The organism is Agathobaculum sp. (assembly GCF_034098985.1).
In the GTDB taxonomy this organism is placed as follows: domain Bacteria; phylum Bacillota; class Clostridia; order Oscillospirales; family Butyricicoccaceae; genus Agathobaculum.
Genome location: NZ_JAXEOA010000015.1, coordinates 1 through 19,318, shown reverse-complemented (window position 1 = coordinate 19,318; position 19,318 = coordinate 1). Strand labels below are relative to the sequence as shown.

Annotated in this window: 21 protein-coding genes and 1 pseudogene; 13 read left to right on the top strand and 9 right to left on the bottom strand. The window is 56.2% G+C overall.

Annotated elements, in window-relative coordinates:
* The first annotated feature begins 228 nt into the window (after positions 1-228).
* The 3 genes from SO058_RS04965 (at position 229) to SO058_RS04955 (ending at position 2,441) form a co-directional block, all read left to right on the top strand.
* The gene (locus tag SO058_RS04965) at positions 229-651 is read left to right on the top strand and encodes a DUF2000 domain-containing protein (RefSeq protein WP_320841896.1); all 423 of its coding nucleotides are present in this window, start codon (positions 229-231) and stop codon (positions 649-651) included.
* A gap of 256 nt (positions 652-907) precedes the next feature.
* Positions 908-1,753, top strand: a complete 846-nt coding sequence (locus tag SO058_RS04960; RefSeq protein WP_320841895.1) for a tyrosine-type recombinase/integrase — start codon at positions 908-910, stop codon at positions 1,751-1,753.
* 310 nt (positions 1,754-2,063) lie between these two features.
* Entirely contained in the window at positions 2,064-2,441 is a 378-nt protein-coding gene (locus tag SO058_RS04955; protein WP_320841894.1) for an HTH domain-containing protein, read from the top strand.
* Positions 2,442-2,479: 38 nt separating this feature from the next.
* Here SO058_RS04955 and SO058_RS04950 read toward each other — a convergent pair whose 3' ends face one another.
* Both SO058_RS04950 and SO058_RS04945 read right to left on the bottom strand, forming a co-directional pair.
* Complete coding sequence (locus tag SO058_RS04950; protein WP_320841893.1) at positions 2,480-3,070, bottom strand: dipicolinate synthase subunit B; 591 nt, start codon at positions 3,068-3,070, stop codon at positions 2,480-2,482.
* A complete protein-coding gene (locus tag SO058_RS04945) occupies positions 3,067-3,519 on the bottom strand; it encodes an NAD(P)-dependent oxidoreductase (protein ID WP_320841892.1) in 453 nt (150 codons plus the stop codon). Before SO058_RS04945 ends, SO058_RS04950 begins: the two co-directional genes overlap by 4 nt.
* 96 nt (positions 3,520-3,615) lie before the next feature.
* Here SO058_RS04945 and SO058_RS04940 point away from each other — a divergent pair, with 96 nt between their 5' ends.
* Both SO058_RS04940 and SO058_RS04935 read left to right on the top strand, forming a co-directional pair.
* Entirely contained in the window at positions 3,616-3,744 is a 129-nt protein-coding gene (locus SO058_RS04940) for a hypothetical protein (RefSeq protein ID WP_320841891.1), read from the top strand.
* Positions 3,741-5,279, top strand: coding sequence for a recombinase family protein (locus SO058_RS04935; RefSeq protein ID WP_320841890.1), 1,539 nt, complete (start codon positions 3,741-3,743; stop codon positions 5,277-5,279). Before SO058_RS04940 ends, SO058_RS04935 begins: the two co-directional genes overlap by 4 nt.
* Positions 5,280-5,307: 28 nt before the next feature.
* On the opposite strand, the gene uxuA is transcribed toward SO058_RS04935, so the two are convergent.
* Complete coding sequence (gene uxuA / locus SO058_RS04930) at positions 5,308-6,378, bottom strand: mannonate dehydratase (RefSeq protein WP_320841889.1); 1,071 nt, start codon at positions 6,376-6,378, stop codon at positions 5,308-5,310.
* Between the two features lie 151 nt (positions 6,379-6,529).
* Between uxuA and SO058_RS04925 the strand changes: the two genes are divergently transcribed.
* From SO058_RS04925 to SO058_RS04915, 3 genes are all read left to right on the top strand, one after another.
* Complete coding sequence (locus SO058_RS04925; protein WP_320841888.1) at positions 6,530-7,390, top strand: AraC family transcriptional regulator; 861 nt, start codon at positions 6,530-6,532, stop codon at positions 7,388-7,390.
* 132 nt (positions 7,391-7,522) lie between these two features.
* Positions 7,523-8,278 (top strand): sporulation initiation factor Spo0A C-terminal domain-containing protein, encoded by a 756-nt coding sequence (locus SO058_RS04920; RefSeq protein ID WP_320841887.1) that lies wholly within the window; start codon positions 7,523-7,525, stop codon positions 8,276-8,278.
* A 120-nt stretch (positions 8,279-8,398) separates the two neighbouring features.
* The gene (locus tag SO058_RS04915; RefSeq protein ID WP_320841886.1) at positions 8,399-9,289 is read left to right on the top strand and encodes a YitT family protein; all 891 of its coding nucleotides are present in this window, start codon (positions 8,399-8,401) and stop codon (positions 9,287-9,289) included.
* Here SO058_RS04915 and SO058_RS04910 read toward each other — a convergent pair.
* The 3 genes from SO058_RS04910 to SO058_RS04900 all read right to left on the bottom strand — a co-directional run bounded on the left by SO058_RS04910 (position 9,239) and on the right by SO058_RS04900 (position 11,895).
* Entirely contained in the window at positions 9,239-9,709 is a 471-nt protein-coding gene (locus SO058_RS04910) for a dipicolinate synthase subunit A N-terminal domain-containing protein (protein ID WP_320841885.1), read from the bottom strand. The genes SO058_RS04915 and SO058_RS04910 overlap by 51 nt on opposite strands.
* Before the next feature lie 94 nt (positions 9,710-9,803).
* Positions 9,804-10,676, bottom strand: coding sequence for a DegV family protein (locus SO058_RS04905; protein WP_320841884.1), 873 nt, complete (start codon positions 10,674-10,676; stop codon positions 9,804-9,806).
* A gap of 19 nt (positions 10,677-10,695) precedes the next feature.
* Entirely contained in the window at positions 10,696-11,895 is a 1,200-nt protein-coding gene (locus SO058_RS04900) for a M24 family metallopeptidase (RefSeq protein WP_320841883.1), read from the bottom strand.
* A gap of 147 nt (positions 11,896-12,042) precedes the next feature.
* Here SO058_RS04900 and cls point away from each other — a divergent pair, with 147 nt between their 5' ends.
* The 3 genes from cls to SO058_RS04885 are packed head-to-tail and all read left to right on the top strand — an operon-like array spanning position 12,043 to position 14,796.
* Positions 12,043-13,569 (top strand): cardiolipin synthase, encoded by a 1,527-nt coding sequence (gene cls / locus SO058_RS04895; RefSeq protein WP_320841882.1) that lies wholly within the window; start codon positions 12,043-12,045, stop codon positions 13,567-13,569.
* A 10-nt stretch (positions 13,570-13,579) separates the two neighbouring features.
* Positions 13,580-14,341, top strand: a complete 762-nt coding sequence (locus SO058_RS04890; RefSeq protein ID WP_320841881.1) for a threonine/serine exporter family protein — start codon at positions 13,580-13,582, stop codon at positions 14,339-14,341.
* Positions 14,338-14,796 carry a threonine/serine exporter family protein gene (locus SO058_RS04885; protein WP_320841880.1) on the top strand — a complete coding sequence of 153 codons (459 nt, stop codon included), beginning with the start codon at positions 14,338-14,340 and terminating at the stop codon, positions 14,794-14,796. Before SO058_RS04890 ends, SO058_RS04885 begins: the two co-directional genes overlap by 4 nt.
* A 34-nt stretch (positions 14,797-14,830) precedes the next feature.
* Here the strand turns inward: SO058_RS04885 and SO058_RS04880 are convergent, their stop codons facing one another.
* Together SO058_RS04880 and SO058_RS04875 are read right to left on the bottom strand one after the other, a co-directional pair.
* The gene (locus SO058_RS04880) at positions 14,831-15,154 is read right to left on the bottom strand and encodes a permease prefix domain 1-containing protein (protein ID WP_320841879.1); all 324 of its coding nucleotides are present in this window, start codon (positions 15,152-15,154) and stop codon (positions 14,831-14,833) included.
* A complete protein-coding gene (locus tag SO058_RS04875) occupies positions 15,141-15,491 on the bottom strand; it encodes a PadR family transcriptional regulator (protein WP_320841878.1) in 351 nt (116 codons plus the stop codon). The genes SO058_RS04880 and SO058_RS04875 overlap by 14 nt, the downstream gene beginning before the upstream one ends.
* A 154-nt stretch (positions 15,492-15,645) precedes the next feature.
* Here SO058_RS04875 and SO058_RS04870 point away from each other — a divergent pair, with 154 nt between their 5' ends.
* The gene (locus tag SO058_RS04870) at positions 15,646-16,137 is read left to right on the top strand and encodes a COG2426 family protein (protein WP_320841877.1); all 492 of its coding nucleotides are present in this window, start codon (positions 15,646-15,648) and stop codon (positions 16,135-16,137) included.
* A 38-nt stretch (positions 16,138-16,175) separates the two neighbouring features.
* On the opposite strand, the gene SO058_RS04865 is transcribed toward SO058_RS04870, so the two are convergent.
* The gene (locus SO058_RS04865; RefSeq protein ID WP_320841897.1) at positions 16,176-17,339 is read right to left on the bottom strand and encodes an MFS transporter; all 1,164 of its coding nucleotides are present in this window, start codon (positions 17,337-17,339) and stop codon (positions 16,176-16,178) included.
* A 425-nt stretch (positions 17,340-17,764) separates the two neighbouring features.
* Here SO058_RS04865 and SO058_RS04860 point away from each other — a divergent pair.
* Positions 17,765-19,318: pseudogene (locus tag SO058_RS04860) on the top strand (hypothetical protein); the annotation flags it as partial.

The window sequence follows — 19,318 nt, the reverse complement described above, 5'->3', positions numbered from 1 at the left end:
AAACTGCAAAGGGCTGTGGTTGGAACCTTTCTTGAACCATCTTGTGGTAGGAGGGTGCAACCAATCCACAGCATCCCTTACAGTGTAGCACAGCCCTTGGAGAGGGGCTTTAATAACTACTACTCTATAATACAAGGATGGGATGGGCAACGATATGGGGCATTGTTTTGACACTGGCCGGCCTGTTCCTCTCGGAAAACAGAAAAACGCACAAGGAGCATGGTATTGATGGAACTGCAAAATGAAAAATGTGTGATGGTGATGGATGAGACGCTTCCACTGGGCATCCTCGCAAACACCGCCGGGATTCTGGGCATCACACTGGGAAAGCATCTTCCGGAAACCGTAGGGCCGGATGTGACGGACCAGACGGGCCGGATGCACCGGGGCATCATTCAGATCCCGGTTCCGATCCTGAAAGCAGACCAAGCGCGGCTGCGCGCGATCCGTCAGCAGCTTTACCAGCCGGAATTTGCGGAGCTGATCGTCGTTGACTTTTCGGATGTGGCGCAAAGCTGCAATGTTTATGAGGAGTTTATCGAAAAAGCAGCGCATACGGAAGAGAGCGCATACACCTATTTGGGGATTGGGATTTGCGGCGCAAAAAAGCTGGTCAATAAGCTGACCGGGAGCCTGCCACTGCTCCGGTAAATGAGAACTGTAAAGGGGAGTCCCGCGTCTTTTGACGCGGGGCTCCTTTCTCATGCATAACTGGACAAGACGGCTGTTGTGTGTTATGATTTCGTGAAGAAGCATCTTAATGCGTTAAATCGATGCTTGGTTGCGTAAAACGGAAAAACGCCATCTATTGGATGGTGTTTTGTTTTTTATAGCTTGTCCTTAGAAGGCACCGTATAGGGCGTTCGGATCAGCGGGACAATAACAGAAAGAAAAGGAGGCGTTTATTTTGGATGAGTTGATTCTGGAACAGGCACAGCTGGAAAAGTTCTGTCAATGGCTGGCCGAAGCTGAACGCAGTGCGCTCACGATCGAAAAATATCTGCGCGACTTAAAAACGTTTAAAGCGTTTTTAGGTACGGACGCGGAGGTTACACGTCAGCGGGTGATCGACTATAAACAGTTTTTGACTGTGCGGTATGCGCCTGCAAGCGTCAATTCCATGCTGGCGGCAATGAACGCATTTTTTAGCTTTGCCGGATATCCGCAATTTCGGGTCAAGCCGCTTCGGCTGCAGCGACGTATGTTCTCCGAACCGGAAAAGGAGCTAACGCGCGAGGAATATATCCGTTTGCTGCAGACCGCGCGCAATCAGAAAAATGAGCGGTTGTATCTGCTGATGGAGACGATCTGCGCCACCGGTATCCGTGTATCCGAAGTGCGGTTTATCACGGTCGAATCGCTGCGCACAGGACGCGTGGACGTATGCTGCAAGGGCAAGCGGAGAACGGTGTTTCTGGTGCGCAAGTTGCGCAAAGAGCTTGTGAGCTATGTGAAGCGAAACGGCATAAAAACAGGATGCGTGTTTGTCACGCGGTTTGGCCGTGCTGTGAGCCGCCATCATATCTGGGCGGATATGAAAGCGCTGTGCCGCTTCGCAAGGGTCGATCCTGCCAAGGTATTCCCGCATAATCTGCGCCATTTGTTTGCCCGCACATTTTACGCCATGGAAAAAGACCTTGGAAGGCTGGCCGACCTGCTGGGGCACAGCAATATCAACACGACCCGGATCTATACGCGCGAATGCGGCCGTGAACATGAGCGCCTGATGGCGCGCATGTGTCTGGTCATTTAGGATATAAAAAAGACACATAATTTTCATTATGTGCCGTTTGTTTTTTTCCTACATATGCTATTGCATTTTATTATAACTTATTTTTTGCGCGTTCGCAAGAATGGTTGAAAAAAAGGCATGGCAAACAAACCTGTGTGAGGGACAGGTTAAAGAAAACGCACACTTGGATGTCAAATAAATACAAATGTTTCATAATCAGTTTAAAATGTCAAATATTATACTAAAAATGGTTCTGCCTTGACAAAAAGCGAGCTGTTTCCCGAGGCACATAATGAAAATTATGTGTGCGGGACATAAGGAGCAGCATCGCATGAGAAAACGGTTGTTTACACAAGAAGAAATGGACAGCCTGCGCAGGAATCCCAACGTGTTTTCAGTCACACCCCGTGAGATACGCTATACAAACGCGTTCAAACTGCATTTTATGAACCGCTACTTAGAGGGGACGGCGCCGCGTAAAATTTTTGAGGAGGCCGGGTTTCCGCTGGATCTTTTGGGAAACAAGCGCATCGAGCGGGCGGCTTATCACTGGCGGCAGGCATATGAGGCGGGGGAACTGGGACGGCAAAAAGAGGTGAGCGCCGACCGAACGCCCGAGCAGACGCTCTTCCGCATTATTTTGGAACAGCGTGAAGAGATCCGGACGCTCAAGCGGCAGGTGACCGAACTGGAAAAACAGAGCCGATGAAGCGCGAAAAAGGCCATCCTGCCGGGATGGCCTTTGCCTTATCCTTGACCGGGTTCCAGCAGGATCGGCTGCAACTGGGAGCCGGCGAGCGCCGCCTCGATCGTGTCGGGCAGCAGTTCCATTTGGGCGACCAGCGAGCGCGGCTTGGCAAGCGGCGCGTCCTGCCGCATCGGGACGAAATAGTAATGTCGGCGGCTCAGCAGCGCGCCGATGTTCGCGGCGCTGCCCGAAAGCGCGTCGTTGGTCGACACGGCGAGTACGACCGGCTTTTCGCCGCGCAGATGGCTCTTCACCGCCATGGTGACCGGCGTATCGGTCACGCCATGGGCGAGCTTCGCCAGCGTGTTGCCCGTGCAGGGCGCGACCGCCAGCACGTCAAACAGCGCCTTCGGGCCGATGGGCTCGGCGGCGACGAGAGAATCGATGACAGGGCGGCCGGTCAGCGCCTCCAGCTTTTCCCGCCATTCAGCGGCGGTGCCGAAGCGCGTGTCGAGCGAACCCGCGTTGTAAGAAAGGATCGGCGTGACCTCATACCCCTTTTGAAGCAGGGTTTCGAGCACGCGCAGGACGCGCGCGAACGTACAGAAAGAACCGGTCAGCGCAAGGCCGGCCCGGATGGGTTTCGTCATAGCACGCCCTCCTCTTCGAGCATGGTGAGCACGGTGTCGCGCACGGCGCGTGCGGCGGACAGCGGCGCGACCCGTCCCGGCAGGCTGAGCGCGTGCAGGATGCGGCAGCCGTCTGGCGGCAGAGCGTCTGCGGCCACGCCGCCCGGAAGCGAAGCCAGGTCGATGATAAGCCCCTGCGGGGAAACGTCCGCCAGTTCTGCGGAGCCGAGCACGGGCGCGGGCACGGTGTTGAAAATCAGGTCAAACTGCCGCAGCGCGCCAGCAAGCTTTCGGGTATCGAGCGCGGGCAGGCCGGCGGTCGCGATCTTGGCAAAATCCTGCGCCGAACGCGCGGACACGGTCACATGCGCGCCGAGCACCTGTAGCTTGTGCGCGAGCAGGCTGCCCAGCCGGCCGTTGCCGATGACCAGACAGGCCGCCCCCTGAATGGTGTACGGCGTTTGCTCCATGGCGAGCTGGATGGCACCCTCACAGGTAGGGAGTTTGTTAGCGGTATGACATGCTTCGGAGCAAGCGCGCATACAATGCCGTCGAGGAGGGATGGCATGAACCTTTCCGAAGAACAGCGCAAGGAGCTTTTGCGGTTGGTGCGGCGCGGCATGATCCTTGCGCTGCATGAGGCGGGGCTGCTGACTGGGCGCGAGCAGCAGCTGCTGCTCGCGGATGACCGGTGAGCGCGCCGCTTCGCGTCGCCGCGTACTGCCGCGTGTCCACCGACCAGAGCGACCAGCTGAACTCACTGCAAAACCAAAAACAATATTTTGAGCAGTATATCAGTCAGCATCCCGGCTGGACGCTGACCGGCATCTATGCCGACGAGGGCATCACAGGCACCTCGACCCGCCGCCGCGCACAGTTCAATGCGATGATCGCGGCAGCGGAGCGCGGTGAGATCGACCTGATTTTGACCAAAGAGGTCTCCCGCTTCGCGCGCAACACCGTCGACGCGCTTGCCTATACGCGCCGCCTGAAAGCGCTTGGCGTGGGCGTAAAATTCCTGTCCGACAACATTGACACGCGCGAAAACGACGGCGAGTTCCGCCTGACCATTATGGCGAGCGTGGCGCAGGAGGAGAGCCGAAAGACCTCGGAGCGCGTAAAATGGGGGCAGCGGCGGTCGATGGAACGCGGTGTGGTGTTTGGCGCGGATAATCTGTACGGCTTTCGGGTGTCGGGAGGCACATTGACTGTTAAACAGCACGAAGCGGAGATCGTCCGGCTGATCTATGCCAAGTTTTTGGAGGAGGGCAAGGGTACGCACGTCATTGCGCGGGAGCTGACCGAAGCGGGCGTGCCCGCGCCCAGCGGGGCGGGCAGGCCGTGGTCGTCCACTATGACGCTGCGCGTGCTGCGAAACGAGAAATATTGCGGCGATTTGCTGCAGCGAAAGACTTGTACGCCTGATTATTTGAGCCACCGGACGGTGCGGAATACCGGACAGGAGGAGCAGGTGTACCTGCGCGGGCACCATGAAGCGGTCGTCAGCCGGGAGACGTTCGAGCGCGCACAGGCCGAGCTTTCGCGCCGCGCGTCCCAGCGCACGCACAGCACCCGGCATTCGGGACGGTACTGGTGTTCGGGCAAGGTGCTTTGCGGCGCGTGTGGCGGCCGCATGACGCTGCGCACTTCGAAACGTGTGGATGGCTCGGTTTACCGTCTATGGACGTGCCGGAACTGCGGCGCGCGGTCGGTGGGTGAACGGGTGCTGAAAGCGTGCATGGAACACCTGCTGGCGGCGCTTTCGGTTGATATGCCCCAGCAAGCGGGGCAGGTGCTCCATGCATGGCGGGCACTTGCCTCGCCGGGGGACGGCAAAGCGGCTGTAACGGCCGAGATCGAGCGGGTGCGGCGCAAAAAAGCGCGGGCAATGGACGCTTTTTTGGCCGGGACGATCTCCGAACAGGAATTTGCCGAGGTCAGACGGCGATACGACGGAGAACTTGCTGCGTTTGAACGCCGGTTAAAAGAGATGCAGCAGCCGGCCGCCTGCCCGGATGAAGCGGCGCTCATCGAACGGCTGTGCCGCTCAGAAGCCGTGCTGGGCGAGCTGCTGGGGCAGGTGAAAGCAGAGGAGGGACGGCTTGTGTTTCGTCTGAACAGCCTGCCCGCAGGCTTTTATTTTACCTATCATACCACGGGGCGGGGCGTGTCCTACCGCACCTGCATCGACAGCTTCTGGATACAGTCACAGGAAAAGGGCCAGCCGTAATGGCTGGCCCTTTGGCGTTTGCAAAAAATTATACCTTGCCCTCGGTCTTGTCGAGCATATCCCAGCAACCCCAGAGGTACATGATACCAAGCGCACGGTCGTAGAGGCCGTAGCCGGGGCGGCATTTTTCGCCCCAGATATGGCGGCCGTGGTCAGGACGCATATAGCCCTTGAAGCCGCAGTCGTGGTAGGCTTTCATGATATCCAGAATGCCGACGTCGCCATCGCAGTCGCGGTGGGACGCTTCGGTGAAGTCGCCGTTGGGGAAGTGCTTGACGTTGCGCACATGCGCGAACGCGATGCGGTCGCAGTGCTTGCGGATGATCGAGGCGACGTTATTCTCCGGGTTGGCACCCAACGAGCCCGAACACAGCGTCAGGCAGTTATAGGGGTCGTCCACCATGGAGAGGAACTTGTCGATCGCGGGCGCGTCGACCAGCAGGCGCGGCAGGCCAAAGATATCCCAGGGGGGATCGTCCTGATGGATGGCCATTTTAATATCGCACTCGTGGCAGGTGGGCATGATGGCCTCGAGGAAATACTTTAGGTTCTCCCAAAGCTTTTCCTTGGTCACCGGGCGGTAAGCCTCGAAGAGATCCTCGAGCTTGGCAAGGCGCTCGGGCTCCCAGCCGGGCATCGTGTAACCCTCGCACTCCTTGAGGATGTACTCGGCCATCTCTTTCGCGTCTTCTTTAATGACGCTCTTCTCATAGAACAGCGCGGTAGAACCGTCCGGCATCGGGTGGAACAGATCGGTGCGCGTCCAGTCGAAGACCGGCATAAAGTTGTAGCACACGACCTTGACGCCGAATTTCGCTAAATTTTTGAGCGTCTGCTTGTAGTTTTCGATATACTGGTCGCGCGTGGGCAGGCCGATTTTGATATCGTCGTGCACGTTGACCGACTCGACGACATCCAAGTTCAGGCCATAAGGCTCCACCTGCTTTTTGACGGCTTCGATGTCCTCTACCGTCCAGACCTCGCCAACGGGCTTCTCATGGAGCGCCCAGACCACGCCGGACACACCCGGGATCTGGCGGATCTGGTCGAGGGTCACGCTGTCGTTGCCCTCGCCGTACCAACGGAATGTCATTTGCATAAACATACGTCCTTTCTGGAGGGCGCCGTGGCCCTGCGGATATATGTCTATTATAACAGGTGAAATTGCAGTTTGCGTGGCGAATGGTGCTTGAAACCTGGTGAATCTTGCGGTATAATTTCAGCATGTACAGAAAGGGGCGGTGGATTTTGTGAAAAACGACCAAGTACCGTTTACCAAGCGGCAAAACATGCGCACCGATACCTTTGAGTTTTTCCATTACGCGGATACCGAACCGCGGACGGTTGAGGCGCATGAACACACGTTTTACGAGGTGTTTTTCTTTTTGTCGGGCGATGTCGAATATATGATCGAGGGGCGTACGTACACGCTCCACCCCGGTGATATCCTGCTGACCAGCCCACGTGATATCCACCAGCCGGTCATCGGACCGGGACAGACCTACGAACGGTACCTGTTTTGGCTGCGTCCGGAATACCTCGCGCGGCTGGACGCGCTCGGCGGAAGCAGTGTGCTTGCCTGCTTTGAAGACGCGGCGAAAAAGGGGTTCAGGCTTATCCGCCCGGGGGCGGGGCGCGTCACACAGCTCAAAAAGCTGTGTATTCAGCTTGGGCAAACCTGTTCGGATACCGCTTATGGCTATGACATGCTGAGCCACGCGTACCTGCTGGAGTTTCTGGCCCGGCTCAACATGACTTATTTTGAAATGAGCGAGGAAACATCCGTCGAGGTGACGCAGGACCGGAAGATCAACGAAGTGGTGGCCTATATCAACGGCCATCTGCAGGACGAATTGACGCTCGACGATTTGAGCCGCATCTGTTTCTTGAGTAAATACTATTTGAGCAACCGTTTTAAAGCCTACACCGGTATGACAATCTACGGCTACATCATGAAAAAGCGTCTGGGCACGGCGCGGCAGATGCTGCGGCAGGGGATGCCGGTGATGGAGGCGTGTACAGCATGCGGCTTCGGAGATTATTCCAACTTTTTAAAAGCGTTCAAGCGCGAGTTCGGCATGACGCCGCGGGCGTTTCGCAGGGACGCATGACGGTGGATGTCGACAAATGGCGATCGAATGATCTGACAGAAAACGACAGTTTCCTTGCATTCAGCAGAAAGGATATGGTAAATTACTGATTGAGGGATATGTTGGAAACGGCATATAAGGAGTGGGAGCTTCATGAAAGAGCCGGAGAAGATCCGTGTACTGCTGGCGGATGGGGATAAGCAATTCTGTATCCGCGCCGCGGAAACATTGAAGAATTGTCCGCAGATCGCCCTGATCGGAATTGTGCAGAGCGGGGAAGAAGCGCTTAGAACGATCCATGCCAGCAAACCCAGCCTGCTGGTGATCGATGCGGCGCTGCCCAAAACGGACGGGTTGCTGATCGCTAAACAACTGCGGGATAGCGGTGTGAAAACGGGCGTCATGATGCTAAGCGTATTCATCAGCAGACAGTTCAGTGCTGAATGTGAGCTTTTGGGGGTCGACACACTGCTGCACAAGCCGGTGCTTCCCGAGGTGCTGCTGGAACGGATTTTGTTATGGTCGGATGCCAAAGCGCAGCTCAGCACGAAAAATATAGACAAAAATCTGCGGCGGCGGATCCAAACGATCCTCAGCGAGATCGGCATGTCAGCCGGCACCAAAGGATACAACGAAACCTCCGAAGCAATCCATATCGTGGCCACGAGCGAACGCGCCATTAGCGGTATCACCAAAGAGGTGTACCCTGCGGTCGCGAAAAAGTTTGGCACACGGGCGTCCCGTGTGGAGCGGAATATTCGCAATGCCATTGAAAGTGCGTGGACGCATGGCAGCATCGAACGCCAGCAGTATTATATGGGCACAGCGTTCAAGCCGGATAACGGCCGCCCGAGCAACCGGGATTTTATCAATAAGATCGCAAATATCCTGCTTTATGAAGAAGATTGAATTGGCGCGTCGTTTCTGATACGTGAGGGAAACGGCGCGCTTTTGCTTTTGGGGGAGGGCTTGCGCAAAGCAGTGGGTATGATATAATACAAGTGCAAGCTGTAAAAGGGGGCGCATGGGATGAAATCTGCGGAAAACCCGCTGCCGCACGGCGCGGATACCGTGTATGACCGCGTCAAACGGCTGCTGCTGATCGTGCTGGCATCCGTGGTAATGGCGGCCAATATCAAAAGCTTTGTGGAGGCGGGCGGCTTGTTTCCCGGCGGTTTTAACGGCCTGACCCTGCTCATCCAGCGCAGCGCGCAGCAGTTTTTCGACATTTCACTGTCGTTTACCGTGGTGAATTTCCTGCTCAACGCGGTGCCTGCGGCCATCAGTTTCCGGCTGATCGGCAAACGGTTTACGCTGTATTCCTGCTTGATGATTGTGCTGACAAGCGTTCTGACCGACCTGATTCCCGCGATGCCGCTGACCAACGATGTGCTGCTCGTTTGTATTTTCGGCGGTATTATCAACGGCTTTGCCATAAGCCTGTGTCTGCTGGGACGCGCGACCAGCGGGGGAACGGACTTTATCGCGGTCGCCCTGTCCGAGCGGCTGAATATTGACGCATGGAATTATATCCTGCTTGGCAATGCGGCTATGCTGGTAATCGCGGGTGTGCTGTTTGGCTGGGACAAGGCGCTGTACTCTATCATTTTCCAGTTTGCGTCTACTCAAGTCGTGCACATGATAAACCCGCGCTATAAGCGCACGACGCTGTTCATTATTTCCAATAAGGCGGATGAGATCTACGAGCAGATCAAAGACGTGACCCACCATGGCGCGACGCTGTTCCGGGGAACCGGCCTATATAACGGGGAGGAACGGGACATGCTGTATTCGGTCATATCGGGCGACCAGGTGAAGCTGCTTACGCGCAGGGTGCGCGAGACAGACCCTAAAGCCTTTATCAATATTTTAAAGACCGACCAGGTGGCGGGCAATTTTTATCAGCGGCCGCATGACTGAGCGTGTGCAAACCGCTAACAAAACAGGGACCGCGTTGCGGATCGCCAGTTCGTCGCGGGATAAGTAGTCCAAAAGATGCAGTTCGTTCTGCACCGCGCGCGCATGGACCCAGAAGGGCACCGCGCCGCCGAGTGTCAGCGTGCCGGCGGGGATCGCATCCAGCACGTCTCCGAGCGGATGCGGCGCATTCGCGAGCGGGGCATTGAGCTGGGCTTCCCCGTGCTGGACGGGCATGGGCAGAACGACGGCCTGCACGCCCGGCAGTCCGGTGCGCAGGTCGGAAAGTTGGTCGCAGCCGTGTATGGGATGGCGTTCGAGCGCGTAAACGCGCACCTCGTGCCCCTCGGCGCGCAGCAGTTCGGCCAGATAGGCCTGCCGAACATCGCCGCCGACGACCGCGAGCGTCGCCGATTTGTTCATAGGAAAAACCTCCTTTGCGCCAGTCTATGCAGCGCAAAGGAGGTTTGTTAGCAAGAGAAAAGCGCCGCTTCGGCAGGAAGTGGCGCTTTTGCGTTTATTCAGGCTTGCGCTCGGCGCCGATATAGGCCAGCACGATAACGCCCGGCCCTGCGTGCGTGCCGATGACGGTGCCGCACACCTGGATTTCCGAACGCACGCCGCCCTTTTCAAGCAGATACTGCTGCAAAAACTCCGCGTCCTCCAAGCAGTCGCCGTGGCAGATACGGACGACCTGCGTTTTGTCCGATATTTCGCGTAGCATGCGGTCGCCCAGATATTGCAGCGCCGGCTGGCGGCCGCGCACCTTATGGCCGACCGCAATGGTGCCGTCGTTCTTTACATAAATGACCGGCTTGATGCCGAGCAGCCCGCCGACCACCGCCGAGGTTTTGGAAAGCCGTCCGCCGCGGTGCAGGTGGGTCAGGTCGTTGACCGTGATGAGGTGAATAACGTGGAGCTTCATCTGCTCGATGGCCTCGGCCGTCACCTCGGCGGTGCAGCCGCTGTCGCGCATTTCTCGCGCCTTGTCGACCAAGATGCGTTCGCCGCCGGTAGCGGAAAGCGTATCCACGCAGAGGATTTTGCGGTCCGGAAATTCGGGCGCAAGGTCGTCGCGCGCCATGCAGCCCGCCTGAAAGGAGCCCGACATCGCGGAGGAAAAGCCGAGGTACAGCACGTCCTTGCCGGCCTCAAGCGCCTCGCGGAAGATCTTCAGGAACGTTTCCAGCTTGGCCTGCGAGGTAGAGGATTTTTTGCCCGCGCGGAGCTGGTCGTAAAACTGCTTGCAGGAAATGGTTTGAAAGCCGTCGTCCTCAATGGTGCGGTCGTCGATGGTGAACGACAGGGGGGCGCACTTAATATCATGTTCGGCGAAATACGCGGCGTTTTCATCGATGGTGGAATTGGCTACCAGAACAAATTGTTGCATGATTTACTCCTTTTCTCTGTTATCCGTCAATTTCAAACAGGGCGCCGCACGTGCCGGACAGTGCGCGCGCAGGGCCTTCGGATACCACTTCATAGGTGTTCTCGCTGCCGATGAGGCCGATGCCGTTAAGGGCGATCTTGGGCTCGATGGCGAACGTCTGTCCAGCCTCGAGCGGCTGGTCAAACCCGCGGGCGATCACCGGGGTTTCGTCCATGGTCAGCCCGATGGAGTGGCCGAAAAACTTGACGCCGTGCATAAACCCTTCCCGGAACGCGGGATCGGACATGGCGCAAAGCTTTTGATAGATTTCGCTCGGCACTGCGCCGGGCGTGAGCAGGCACGCGGCCTCCCGCTCCAGAAACACGCACTGTTCGTGCGCGGCGCGGATCAGCCCGCCCTGCGGATGGCGCGAGAGCTTGCCGAAGAAATACGAAATGGATTTGTCTGTGTGATAGCCGCGGAACCCGCAGGGGATGTCGAGCAGCAGGGGCTCGTCCCGCCGCAGCAGCCGCGTGGACGAACCAATGGATTTCATGGCGGCCGAGGTGCCGGCCGTGCCGGTTGGGCTGTCATTCGGCGTTTCCAAAAGGCCGTTTTCGCCGAACGAGCATACGCCGAGCACGTCCTCGGCGGCGGGTTGGTTAAAGCGCGAAATGCCCATCGCGCCGCGGTCAAGCATCCAGGTGCAGATTTCGCCGCACAAACGGGCTTCGCTTATGCCCTCCCGAAGCAGCGCGGGGGTGATCTTTTCGAGCGCCTGCGCGTGGATCGCGCCCGCATGACGCATACAGTCGAGCTCATAGGCGCTTTTGCGGGAACGGAGCACACCCAGCACGCCGTCTGCCGGCGCGGTTTTGGAAAACGGCAGATACTTTTGCAGCATGGCGAGCTTTTGCAGTGTCATCGTGCGCTGGGCGACGTGGACGGTCTCCGGAATCCGCGGGAACGCCTCGGCAATCATGCGGAAGCTGCCGAGCGGGCGGATGTCGGGGAACAGCGAATCGGCGCGCGCGCAGTCATATGAGCGGCGCACGAACAGCGCGGCTTCGTCCGGTGTGACGATCAATGCACCCTCTTGGATGGTGCCGGTCAGGTAATAAAGGTCGATTTTGTTGTCAAGAATCATCATGGACCAATCGGGGCACGCTTCCGACATTGCGGCGCGCAGCCGGTCCATGCGGTCCCGCAGCTCTTGGGCCGGGACGGGGGAATGGGGCATGGCGAAAACCTCCAGTATGTTATGGAATTATGATTCAGCTTAGTTTATCACATTTTTTCCAAAGGTTCAATGCGCATGCGTTGACTTTTGACAAAGGGTGCGCTATCATCATATTTGTAGAAAAAGCGCAAAAAAAGGAGGTGCGGCATGCGTAAATGGCTGGGAAAAATGTTCAGCGACCGCCGTGTGGTTGGCGGACTTTTGCTGATTGCCCAATTTCTGATCGTCCTGTTCGGCGTGGGGCTGGCAACGGAGAACTGGCGCTGGCTGTCGACCCTGCTCACGGTTTTGAGCATTATTATCGTGATCTGGCTCGTGCGGAAATATGATAATCCAACGTATAAAATTTCTTGGATCATCATTATTTTGGTATTGCCCCTGTTCGGAGGGCTGTTTTATCTGCTCTGGGGCAACACGCCGTTTAACCGCGCGCGCACCCAGCATAAATACGAGCCAAAGCCGCCGGATTTTACAGCCTATCTGCGCGCGCCCGCAACCGAGACCCTCGCAGGGGAGCACCCGCAGCACGCGGCCTGCGCGCGTTATGTACAGAACCTGGACGGGATGCCCGCCTGGACGAATACGGAAACCAGGTATTTCAAGGTCGGCGAGGAAATGTTCGCCTCTATGTGTGAGGAACTGAAAAAGGCGGAAAAATTCGTCTTTATGGAATATTTTATCGTGGAACAGGGCGTGATGTGGGATACGATTCTGGATATTCTCAAGGAAAAAGTCCGGCAGGGTGTCGATGTGCGCCTGATTTACGATGATGTCGGCAGCATCGCGACGCTTCCCAAAAACTACGACAAATACCTTGGCACACTGGGTATTCGCGCGGTGCGCTTCAACCGCTTCATCCCGACGCTCAACACCTACCTCAATTACCGCAATCACCGCAAAATCATGGTAATCGACGGCAACGTGGGCTATATGGGCGGCATCAATCTGGCGGATGAATACATCAACGTCAAGGTGCGGTTTGGACATTGGAAAGATACCGGCATCCTGCTGCGAGGCGAGGGCACGGCGAGCATCACCTCAATGTTTCTGCAAATGTGGGAATATGTCACCGGCGAGCCTGTGCCGCCGCTAGACCCTTATCTGCCGACGGTTAAAATGCCGTCCGACGGCTATGTGCAGCCGTTCGCCGACTCGCCGCTCGACGACCTGAACATTGGTGAATCGGTCTATTTACAGATTGTGCAGACGGCACGGGACTATGTGTATATCACCACGCCTTATCTGGTGCTGGATAACGAGATGATCACGGCGCTGACCATTGCGGCGCAGTCGGGCGTGGACGTGCGGATCCTGACGCCGGGCATCCCGGACAAAAAGCTGGTCTATATGATCACAAGGTCGTATTATCAGCAGCTCCACCGGGCGGGCGTCAAGATTTACGAGTACCGTCCGGGATTTCTGCACGCCAAGAGTATCGTGGCGGATGACAACGCAGCGGTGGTCGGCACGATCAATATGGATTTCCGTTCGTTTTTCCTGCATTTTGAGTGTGCGACCTGCTTTTATGAAAGCTCAGTGGTGGGTGCGGTCAAGCAGGACATTTTGAACACTATCGAACAGAGCCGCCAGATCGACGACGAATGGCTGCGCCGCGTGCCGTGGCTGCGGTCGATCGCGGCGTCGGTGCTGCGGCTGTTCGCGCCGCTGCTGTAAGAGGGGTCGCATGGAGAACAACGAGCAGGTTTTAAGCTGTATCCTAGACGCGGGCGAGTTATTGCTCACTGCGGGCGCAGAGGTCGGTCGGGTAGAGGACACCATGGGGCGCATGGCGCACGCCTATGGTTTTGTCCGCACCGATGTGCTGACCATTACGGCGAGCGTGATTGTGACGGCGCGGCACGAAAACGGCGAGGTGCTGACGCAGACGCGCCGCGTTACCCGGCGGGAGACAGACCTTGCGCGGGTCGACCGGCTTAACGCGCTGTCGCGAGAGGTGTGCCACGCCCCGCTTCCCGCGGAGGAACTGCGAAGCCGTGTCCGGGAGATCGCGGATGCGCCTGACTGTGCGCCTTGGCAGCGCGTCGCAGCATATTTGCTGATTGCAGGCTCCTTTACCGTGTTTTTTGGCGGCACGCTGCGGGACAGCATCGCCGCCATGCTGTGTAGCCTGTTGCTGTATGCGCTTGGGCGCTTGGGACAGAGGCTAATGCTGCAGCCGATCGTGTTGACTATTATGCAATCGGCAGCGATGTGCTTTGCGGCGTTTGTCACAGTCTGGTGCGGGCTGGGGCAGTCGGTGGATAAGATCGTCATTGGCAATATCATGCTGCTCATTCCGGGCGTCGCGCTCGTCACCTCGCTGCGCGATATGATCGGCGGGGACACGATCAGCGGACTTTTGGGCGCATGCGAGGCGCTTTTACGCGCCATCGCGATTGCCGCCGGGTGCGCGCTCGTGCTGATGCGGTTTGGAGGTGCGGCATGATGGGTGAGTGGGCGCTGCAGGTCGGTATGGCGCTGGTTGGCGCGGTCGGCTTTGGCCTGCTGTTCCGTGTGCCGGCGGGTAAGCTCGCTGCGATTGCCGTGGGTGGCGCGCTCGATTGGGTGGCGTACCTCGCTGCTTTTGCGCGGTACGGCGACCGAGTGGCTGCGTTTTTCGCTGCCGCACTCGCGACTGCTGTGCTGGCCGAGGTGTTTGCGCGCGTGATCAAAACGCCTGTAATCACGCTGCTCGTGCCCATGCTGGTGCCGCTCGTGCCGGGCGGCGACCTATATTACACGACACTGGCACTCGTGCAGGGCGATATGGCGGCTTTCGCCCAATACGGCGGGCTGGTGGTCCGGGAAGCGGGCGCGATTTCGTTCGGCATCATCCTGGTGGCCTGCGCGGTGCAGACAGTCCGGCGGGCTGCAGCGGTGATCCGGCAGAAAAGGGCATAAAAAAGCGTTCTGTTTTCCAAAAACAGAACGCTTTTTATTGGGTGAGGCAAAGCAGGATGCGGATGACGCAATAAACAATCCCCGCCCAGACCGCACAGGTGAAAAGCGTGAAAGCCAGCCGGCGGTAAGGCCAATGCGCGCGGTTCAGCATCCGCCCAAGTCCCTCCGGCTCGCCAAGCTGGCGGATGGCCTGCGCGACGGCTTCCTCTTCTGAAAAGCCGCGCTCGCCATGCAGGTATTCGGCGCGGGTCAGGATATGGTCGGTCAACTCGCGGCGGACGCGCTCGCGGTAGGGTCTCCAGCGGATATGGCTGCACACAAGATCGAGATAAGCGGAAATGCGGTCATGCGAGCACACATGCCTCACCTCCGACCACCTTGCCGAATTGTTTGCAGAACGCCTGCCATTCCCGGCGGCATTTCGCCAGCGTTTTGATGCCCTGCCGGGTGAGCTGGTAGTAGCGGCGGCGGCGTCCGGCGTCGCTCTCGCGCTCATAGGAACGCACTTCACCTCGCTCTTCAAGCGCGTGCAGAATGGGATAGAGCGTGCCCTCTTTCATGGAAAAGGTGCGGTCCGAACGGCACTCCAGCTCGCGGATGATCTGATAGCCGTATTTATCCTCGTCCTCAAGCAGAGCGAGTACGAGCATGGTATTGCTGCCGGGGAAAGCAGCGTCGTCCTTTTTACGCGGCATATGGATCGCCTCCAATACCTTGTTATTCTAGGTATCTTTAGTATACCTCGTATATCGAGGTCAGTCAATTGTAAAATTTTTCGTTTCTATTGATTTTATAGGGGTTTTAGGGTATCATAAGCAAGAGTTTTGTGTGTCGGAAAGGACTTTGCAAATGTTTCAAAGCCTGTTTAATTGGCTGCTTGGCGCGGGAAGCGAACTTGCGGTCGTTTTGATTTCAATGGTGCCATTGGTCGAACTGCGCGGGGCAGTGCCGCTTGGCGTCGCGGCCGGTATGGAATGGCATACCGTGCTGCCGCTTGCGTATCTGGGCAACCTGATCCCGATTCCGTTTGTGCTGTTTTTCGGAGAAAAGGTGCTCGACTGGGTGGGCACGCTGCGGCCGTTCACCGGGTTTGTCACGCGCTATAAGGCCAAATTGGAGAGCAAAAAAGACAAGGTCACCAAATATGCGCGTATCGGTTTGTTTCTGTTTGTTGCAGTGCCGCTGCCCGGAACGGGCGCATGGTCGGGCGCTTTGATCGCAACGCTGCTCGAAATGCCGAAAGGCAAGGCGCTGCTTTCTATCACCGGCGGCGTGCTTGCGGCAGGCATTATTATGCTGATTGCGTCAAACGGCGTGCTCGGTGTCGTCAACTTATTTTAATAAAAGTATGAGCGTCCCATTATCGGGACGCTCTATTTTTATGTTTTCTCTCGAAAATATTGCGCGTTGATGACAGCGGAGACCACGAGCAGTGCTGCACCGGCTAGCAGTACCGCCATACCAAGCCTGATTCCGACTAAATCGGCCAATAGACCGACAGCGGTCGGGGCCGCGACCGCACCAATGCCGATGAGCGTTACAAAAATGCCCATACAGATCGGATAACGCGTGAACATATCTCCCGCGTTGGCAACCGAGGTGCCATACATCCCGGACATACAAAGGCCAAGCCCAATGGTCGCGGCCAGCATTAACGGCAGCGAATTGCCGACAAGCAGCAGCGCGAGAAATGCTGCCATGCCAATGCACATGACTAGGATCATTTGCCATGGGTGGAAACGCGCCGCAACAGAAGTGCAGGTCAAGCGGCCTACGAGCAGCGAGACCCAGAGAACTGCTGTGACGAGCTGCGCCGAATTTTCGTCCATTGTGCCCGAGCCGACATAAAAGCTGGTTAGCCAACCGATAATGGAGGCTTCGACTGCCTGATAGAAAAATCCGATTGCGGTTGTTTGCCAAAATAGGCGCTCTCGGAAAAAACCGAAAGACGACTGCGCTTGCTCACAACTGTCAACGGCAACCGGATCCATTTTCATAAACATACCGATGATAAATGCGCTTAAATTCAGCGCAATTGCGATTATCAGCGCCAATCGCCAGCCGGATACGCTGTCAGCGCGCAGGCATAGCAACACAACGAGCGGCGCAAGACATGCGCCGACTGCGTACAAAGCGTGCAGCAGGTTGAGCGGCTGGCTGTCGCCGCCTGAATAGCTGCTGACTACGCGGTTGTTATAGTCACACACCGAACCTTTTGTAACGCCAATCAGCAGCATGGCTGCGAGAAGCCATAGCGGAGCACCATCCGCCAGCAGCATGGCGAGACCGAGAATGCCAAGCGCGAACAGCAATAAATACGCGCGTTTAAGTCCAAATTTGACCGCGAGCATACCAGAGAAAAGGCCGGTTATCAAAAAACCTACTGACTGGATCGACAACAACATACCGCCTATGCCATAATCAAGCGCGTAAGCCTCACGTAGATTGGGAAGGACGGTACCTAGCATGATCAACGTCAGTCCGTGGACTACGTATACCCAGAATAATGTGCCGACTACAAAACCACGCCGCTTTCCAAGCATGCTAAAGAACGATTTTTTTTTCACATTTTCTCCCCCCAATAGACCTCCCTACCATGATAGGGGAGTGGGGGAGTGGTGTCAATAAAGAGTTTTTGCGTTTCTTGAGGGGAATTGCACAAGGAACAGTTGAACCTGCTGATAGCCAAACGCAATGATTGATAATATGTTAGACGATTTGCAACAAAAAAGTGAGCATGGACAAGTGGATAGTTTAATAAATGTGACTGTTTTACATGATTAAAAGGCAAGATGAAAATGGAACGTTAAAAATTAGAACATTTTTACAATTGTCAATTTACCTAACCCGCAGCGCGAAATTAATTACTTCACGGCCTGCCTAAAAGGCTAATTACTGAAGCAATAAAACGCTTTTAAAGGGGCGAATGGTAATGAGGAAAATGCATAAAAAGTTTGGGGAAAGGGGCATGGCGTGGCTGCTGACAGTGGCGATGGTGGCGAGCTTGTTGCCCTCAATTACTCCAATAGCGCAAGCGGCCTACACGCCTATGCCACCATCATCAGCAATACTTCAAGATAGCGTAACATATGAATTTCCTGCTGAAACCAAATCGTATACCGCAAATTATGTAATTACATCTGGCATAGCTACAGTCCGTATACCGACAGATGCCAACATAACAGTAAACGGATCAGCAGGGGCACCATTTACAGTTAAGAATGATGCTGAACTAATTTTAGTTATAAACGGTAAATTAACTGTAAATGGCGGAGAAGCTGCACCAAACTCATACGCTGGAATAAATGTGGTTTCCGATGCTAAACTAACCATCCTAACTGAACATGGAGACGGAAAAACATCAGGCACTTTAATTGCAACCGCTGGGTTATGCGGAACAGAAGATGGTAATTTTGCCAGTGCAGCAGGCATTGGCGGCAATGGTTATGGTGATGGCGTAACAGCTGAAAATTGTGGAACCATCTATATAGGACCTCATACAAACATAACAGCGATAGCAGGTCTCAGTGGTGGCCGTGGTGCCGGAGCCGGTATCGGTGGCGGTGGTGGCGGTAATGACAGTAATGGGGGCAACGGGGGAAGAGTCATAATTTACGGATCAGTGTATGCTGAGGGCGGTGGTGGAGATTACACGGATGGTGGCGGCGCTGGTATCGGTGGTGGTGGCTCTTCGGGTATCAATTCAAATGCCGGGGCAGGCGGATATTTAAGCATCATGTCTGGAGCATCTGTAACTACCAAATCTTCTCAGACCGTACAGCCCGGTGCCAGTGGTGGAGCTGGAATTGGTGGTGGAGGCACTTACTCCCGCGATGAACAAAGGGGAGGATATGCTGGAACCATTTACATTCAAACCGATACTTATGTAGAGGCTATTGGCGGTAACTGCAATGCATCAACCGAATTTGTCGGTGTTGGCATAGGTGGAGGTTCAGGTGCTGTCGCTGGATCTGGCGGAACGGTTTTGATTGAGCGAGGCGCAAATGTTGTTACTAAATTGGGCACTGGTGGTACGTCTAAAAATTTCCAATCGGCATTGGGGGCGAGTGGGGAGTTTAAATATATTGGTAGCGGATGTGGACATATTCCCGCTGATTCATCTGGAATTTTACAGTTTATAGATTACCGAATCAACATTGCTGAAACAACATTGAACATCGGAACTAGCGAGACTTACTACGACAGCAGAAAGCCCTTTGGAGGAAGCCGGAAGGAAAGCCGCAGGCATGCGGCGGGGGGCGGCTTTCGTCCTGCGGGCCAGCCCGCTTTTATCTCCCCGCCGTGTGCCCAAAGGTGGGAACCCGGGACTCCCTTTTCCCCTTGCCAGCTATGGCTTTTCCGCCTGCTTGGCCTTTTCCGGTCCCTCACGCTTTCCTGTGCCAATCCGTGTCACGGCTTCCCGGTTTCCTGCGTTTTAAACCCACCGGATTCACTCTTTCTCCCCATAAAGCCTTGCGGTGGGAGCCACTGCTCTTTCCGGTGGGATTACTTCTTTGTTTTG

Excerpts from the sequence above, each read along its gene's own strand:
- SO058_RS04905 (WP_320841884.1), bottom strand. The coding sequence starts at position 10,676 with ATGCAACAATTTGTTCTGGTAGCCAATTCCACCATCGATGAAAACGCC.
- SO058_RS04865 (WP_320841897.1), bottom strand. The coding sequence starts at position 17,339 with ATGCTTGGAAAGCGGCGTGGTTTTGTAGTCGGCACATTATTCTGGGTA.
- SO058_RS04940 (WP_320841891.1), top strand. The coding sequence starts at position 3,616 with ATGAACCTTTCCGAAGAACAGCGCAAGGAGCTTTTGCGGTTGGTGCGG.
- SO058_RS04920 (WP_320841887.1), top strand. The coding sequence starts at position 7,523 with ATGAAAGAGCCGGAGAAGATCCGTGTACTGCTGGCGGATGGGGATAAG.
- SO058_RS04945 (WP_320841892.1), bottom strand. The coding sequence starts at position 3,519 with ATGGAGCAAACGCCGTACACCATTCAGGGGGCGGCCTGTCTGGTCATC.
- SO058_RS04915 (WP_320841886.1), top strand. The coding sequence starts at position 8,399 with ATGAAATCTGCGGAAAACCCGCTGCCGCACGGCGCGGATACCGTGTAT.
- SO058_RS04890 (WP_320841881.1), top strand. The coding sequence starts at position 13,580 with ATGGAGAACAACGAGCAGGTTTTAAGCTGTATCCTAGACGCGGGCGAG.
- SO058_RS04885 (WP_320841880.1), top strand. The coding sequence starts at position 14,338 with ATGATGGGTGAGTGGGCGCTGCAGGTCGGTATGGCGCTGGTTGGCGCG.
- SO058_RS04900 (WP_320841883.1), bottom strand. The coding sequence starts at position 11,895 with ATGCCCCATTCCCCCGTCCCGGCCCAAGAGCTGCGGGACCGCATGGAC.
- uxuA (WP_320841889.1), bottom strand. The coding sequence starts at position 6,378 with ATGCAAATGACATTCCGTTGGTACGGCGAGGGCAACGACAGCGTGACC.
- cls (WP_320841882.1), top strand. The coding sequence starts at position 12,043 with ATGCGTAAATGGCTGGGAAAAATGTTCAGCGACCGCCGTGTGGTTGGC.
- SO058_RS04965 (WP_320841896.1), top strand. The coding sequence starts at position 229 with ATGGAACTGCAAAATGAAAAATGTGTGATGGTGATGGATGAGACGCTT.
- SO058_RS04875 (WP_320841878.1), bottom strand. The coding sequence starts at position 15,491 with ATGCCGCGTAAAAAGGACGACGCTGCTTTCCCCGGCAGCAATACCATG.
- SO058_RS04950 (WP_320841893.1), bottom strand. The coding sequence starts at position 3,070 with ATGACGAAACCCATCCGGGCCGGCCTTGCGCTGACCGGTTCTTTCTGT.
- SO058_RS04955 (WP_320841894.1), top strand. The coding sequence starts at position 2,064 with ATGAGAAAACGGTTGTTTACACAAGAAGAAATGGACAGCCTGCGCAGG.
- SO058_RS04870 (WP_320841877.1), top strand. The coding sequence starts at position 15,646 with ATGTTTCAAAGCCTGTTTAATTGGCTGCTTGGCGCGGGAAGCGAACTT.
- SO058_RS04910 (WP_320841885.1), bottom strand. The coding sequence starts at position 9,709 with ATGAACAAATCGGCGACGCTCGCGGTCGTCGGCGGCGATGTTCGGCAG.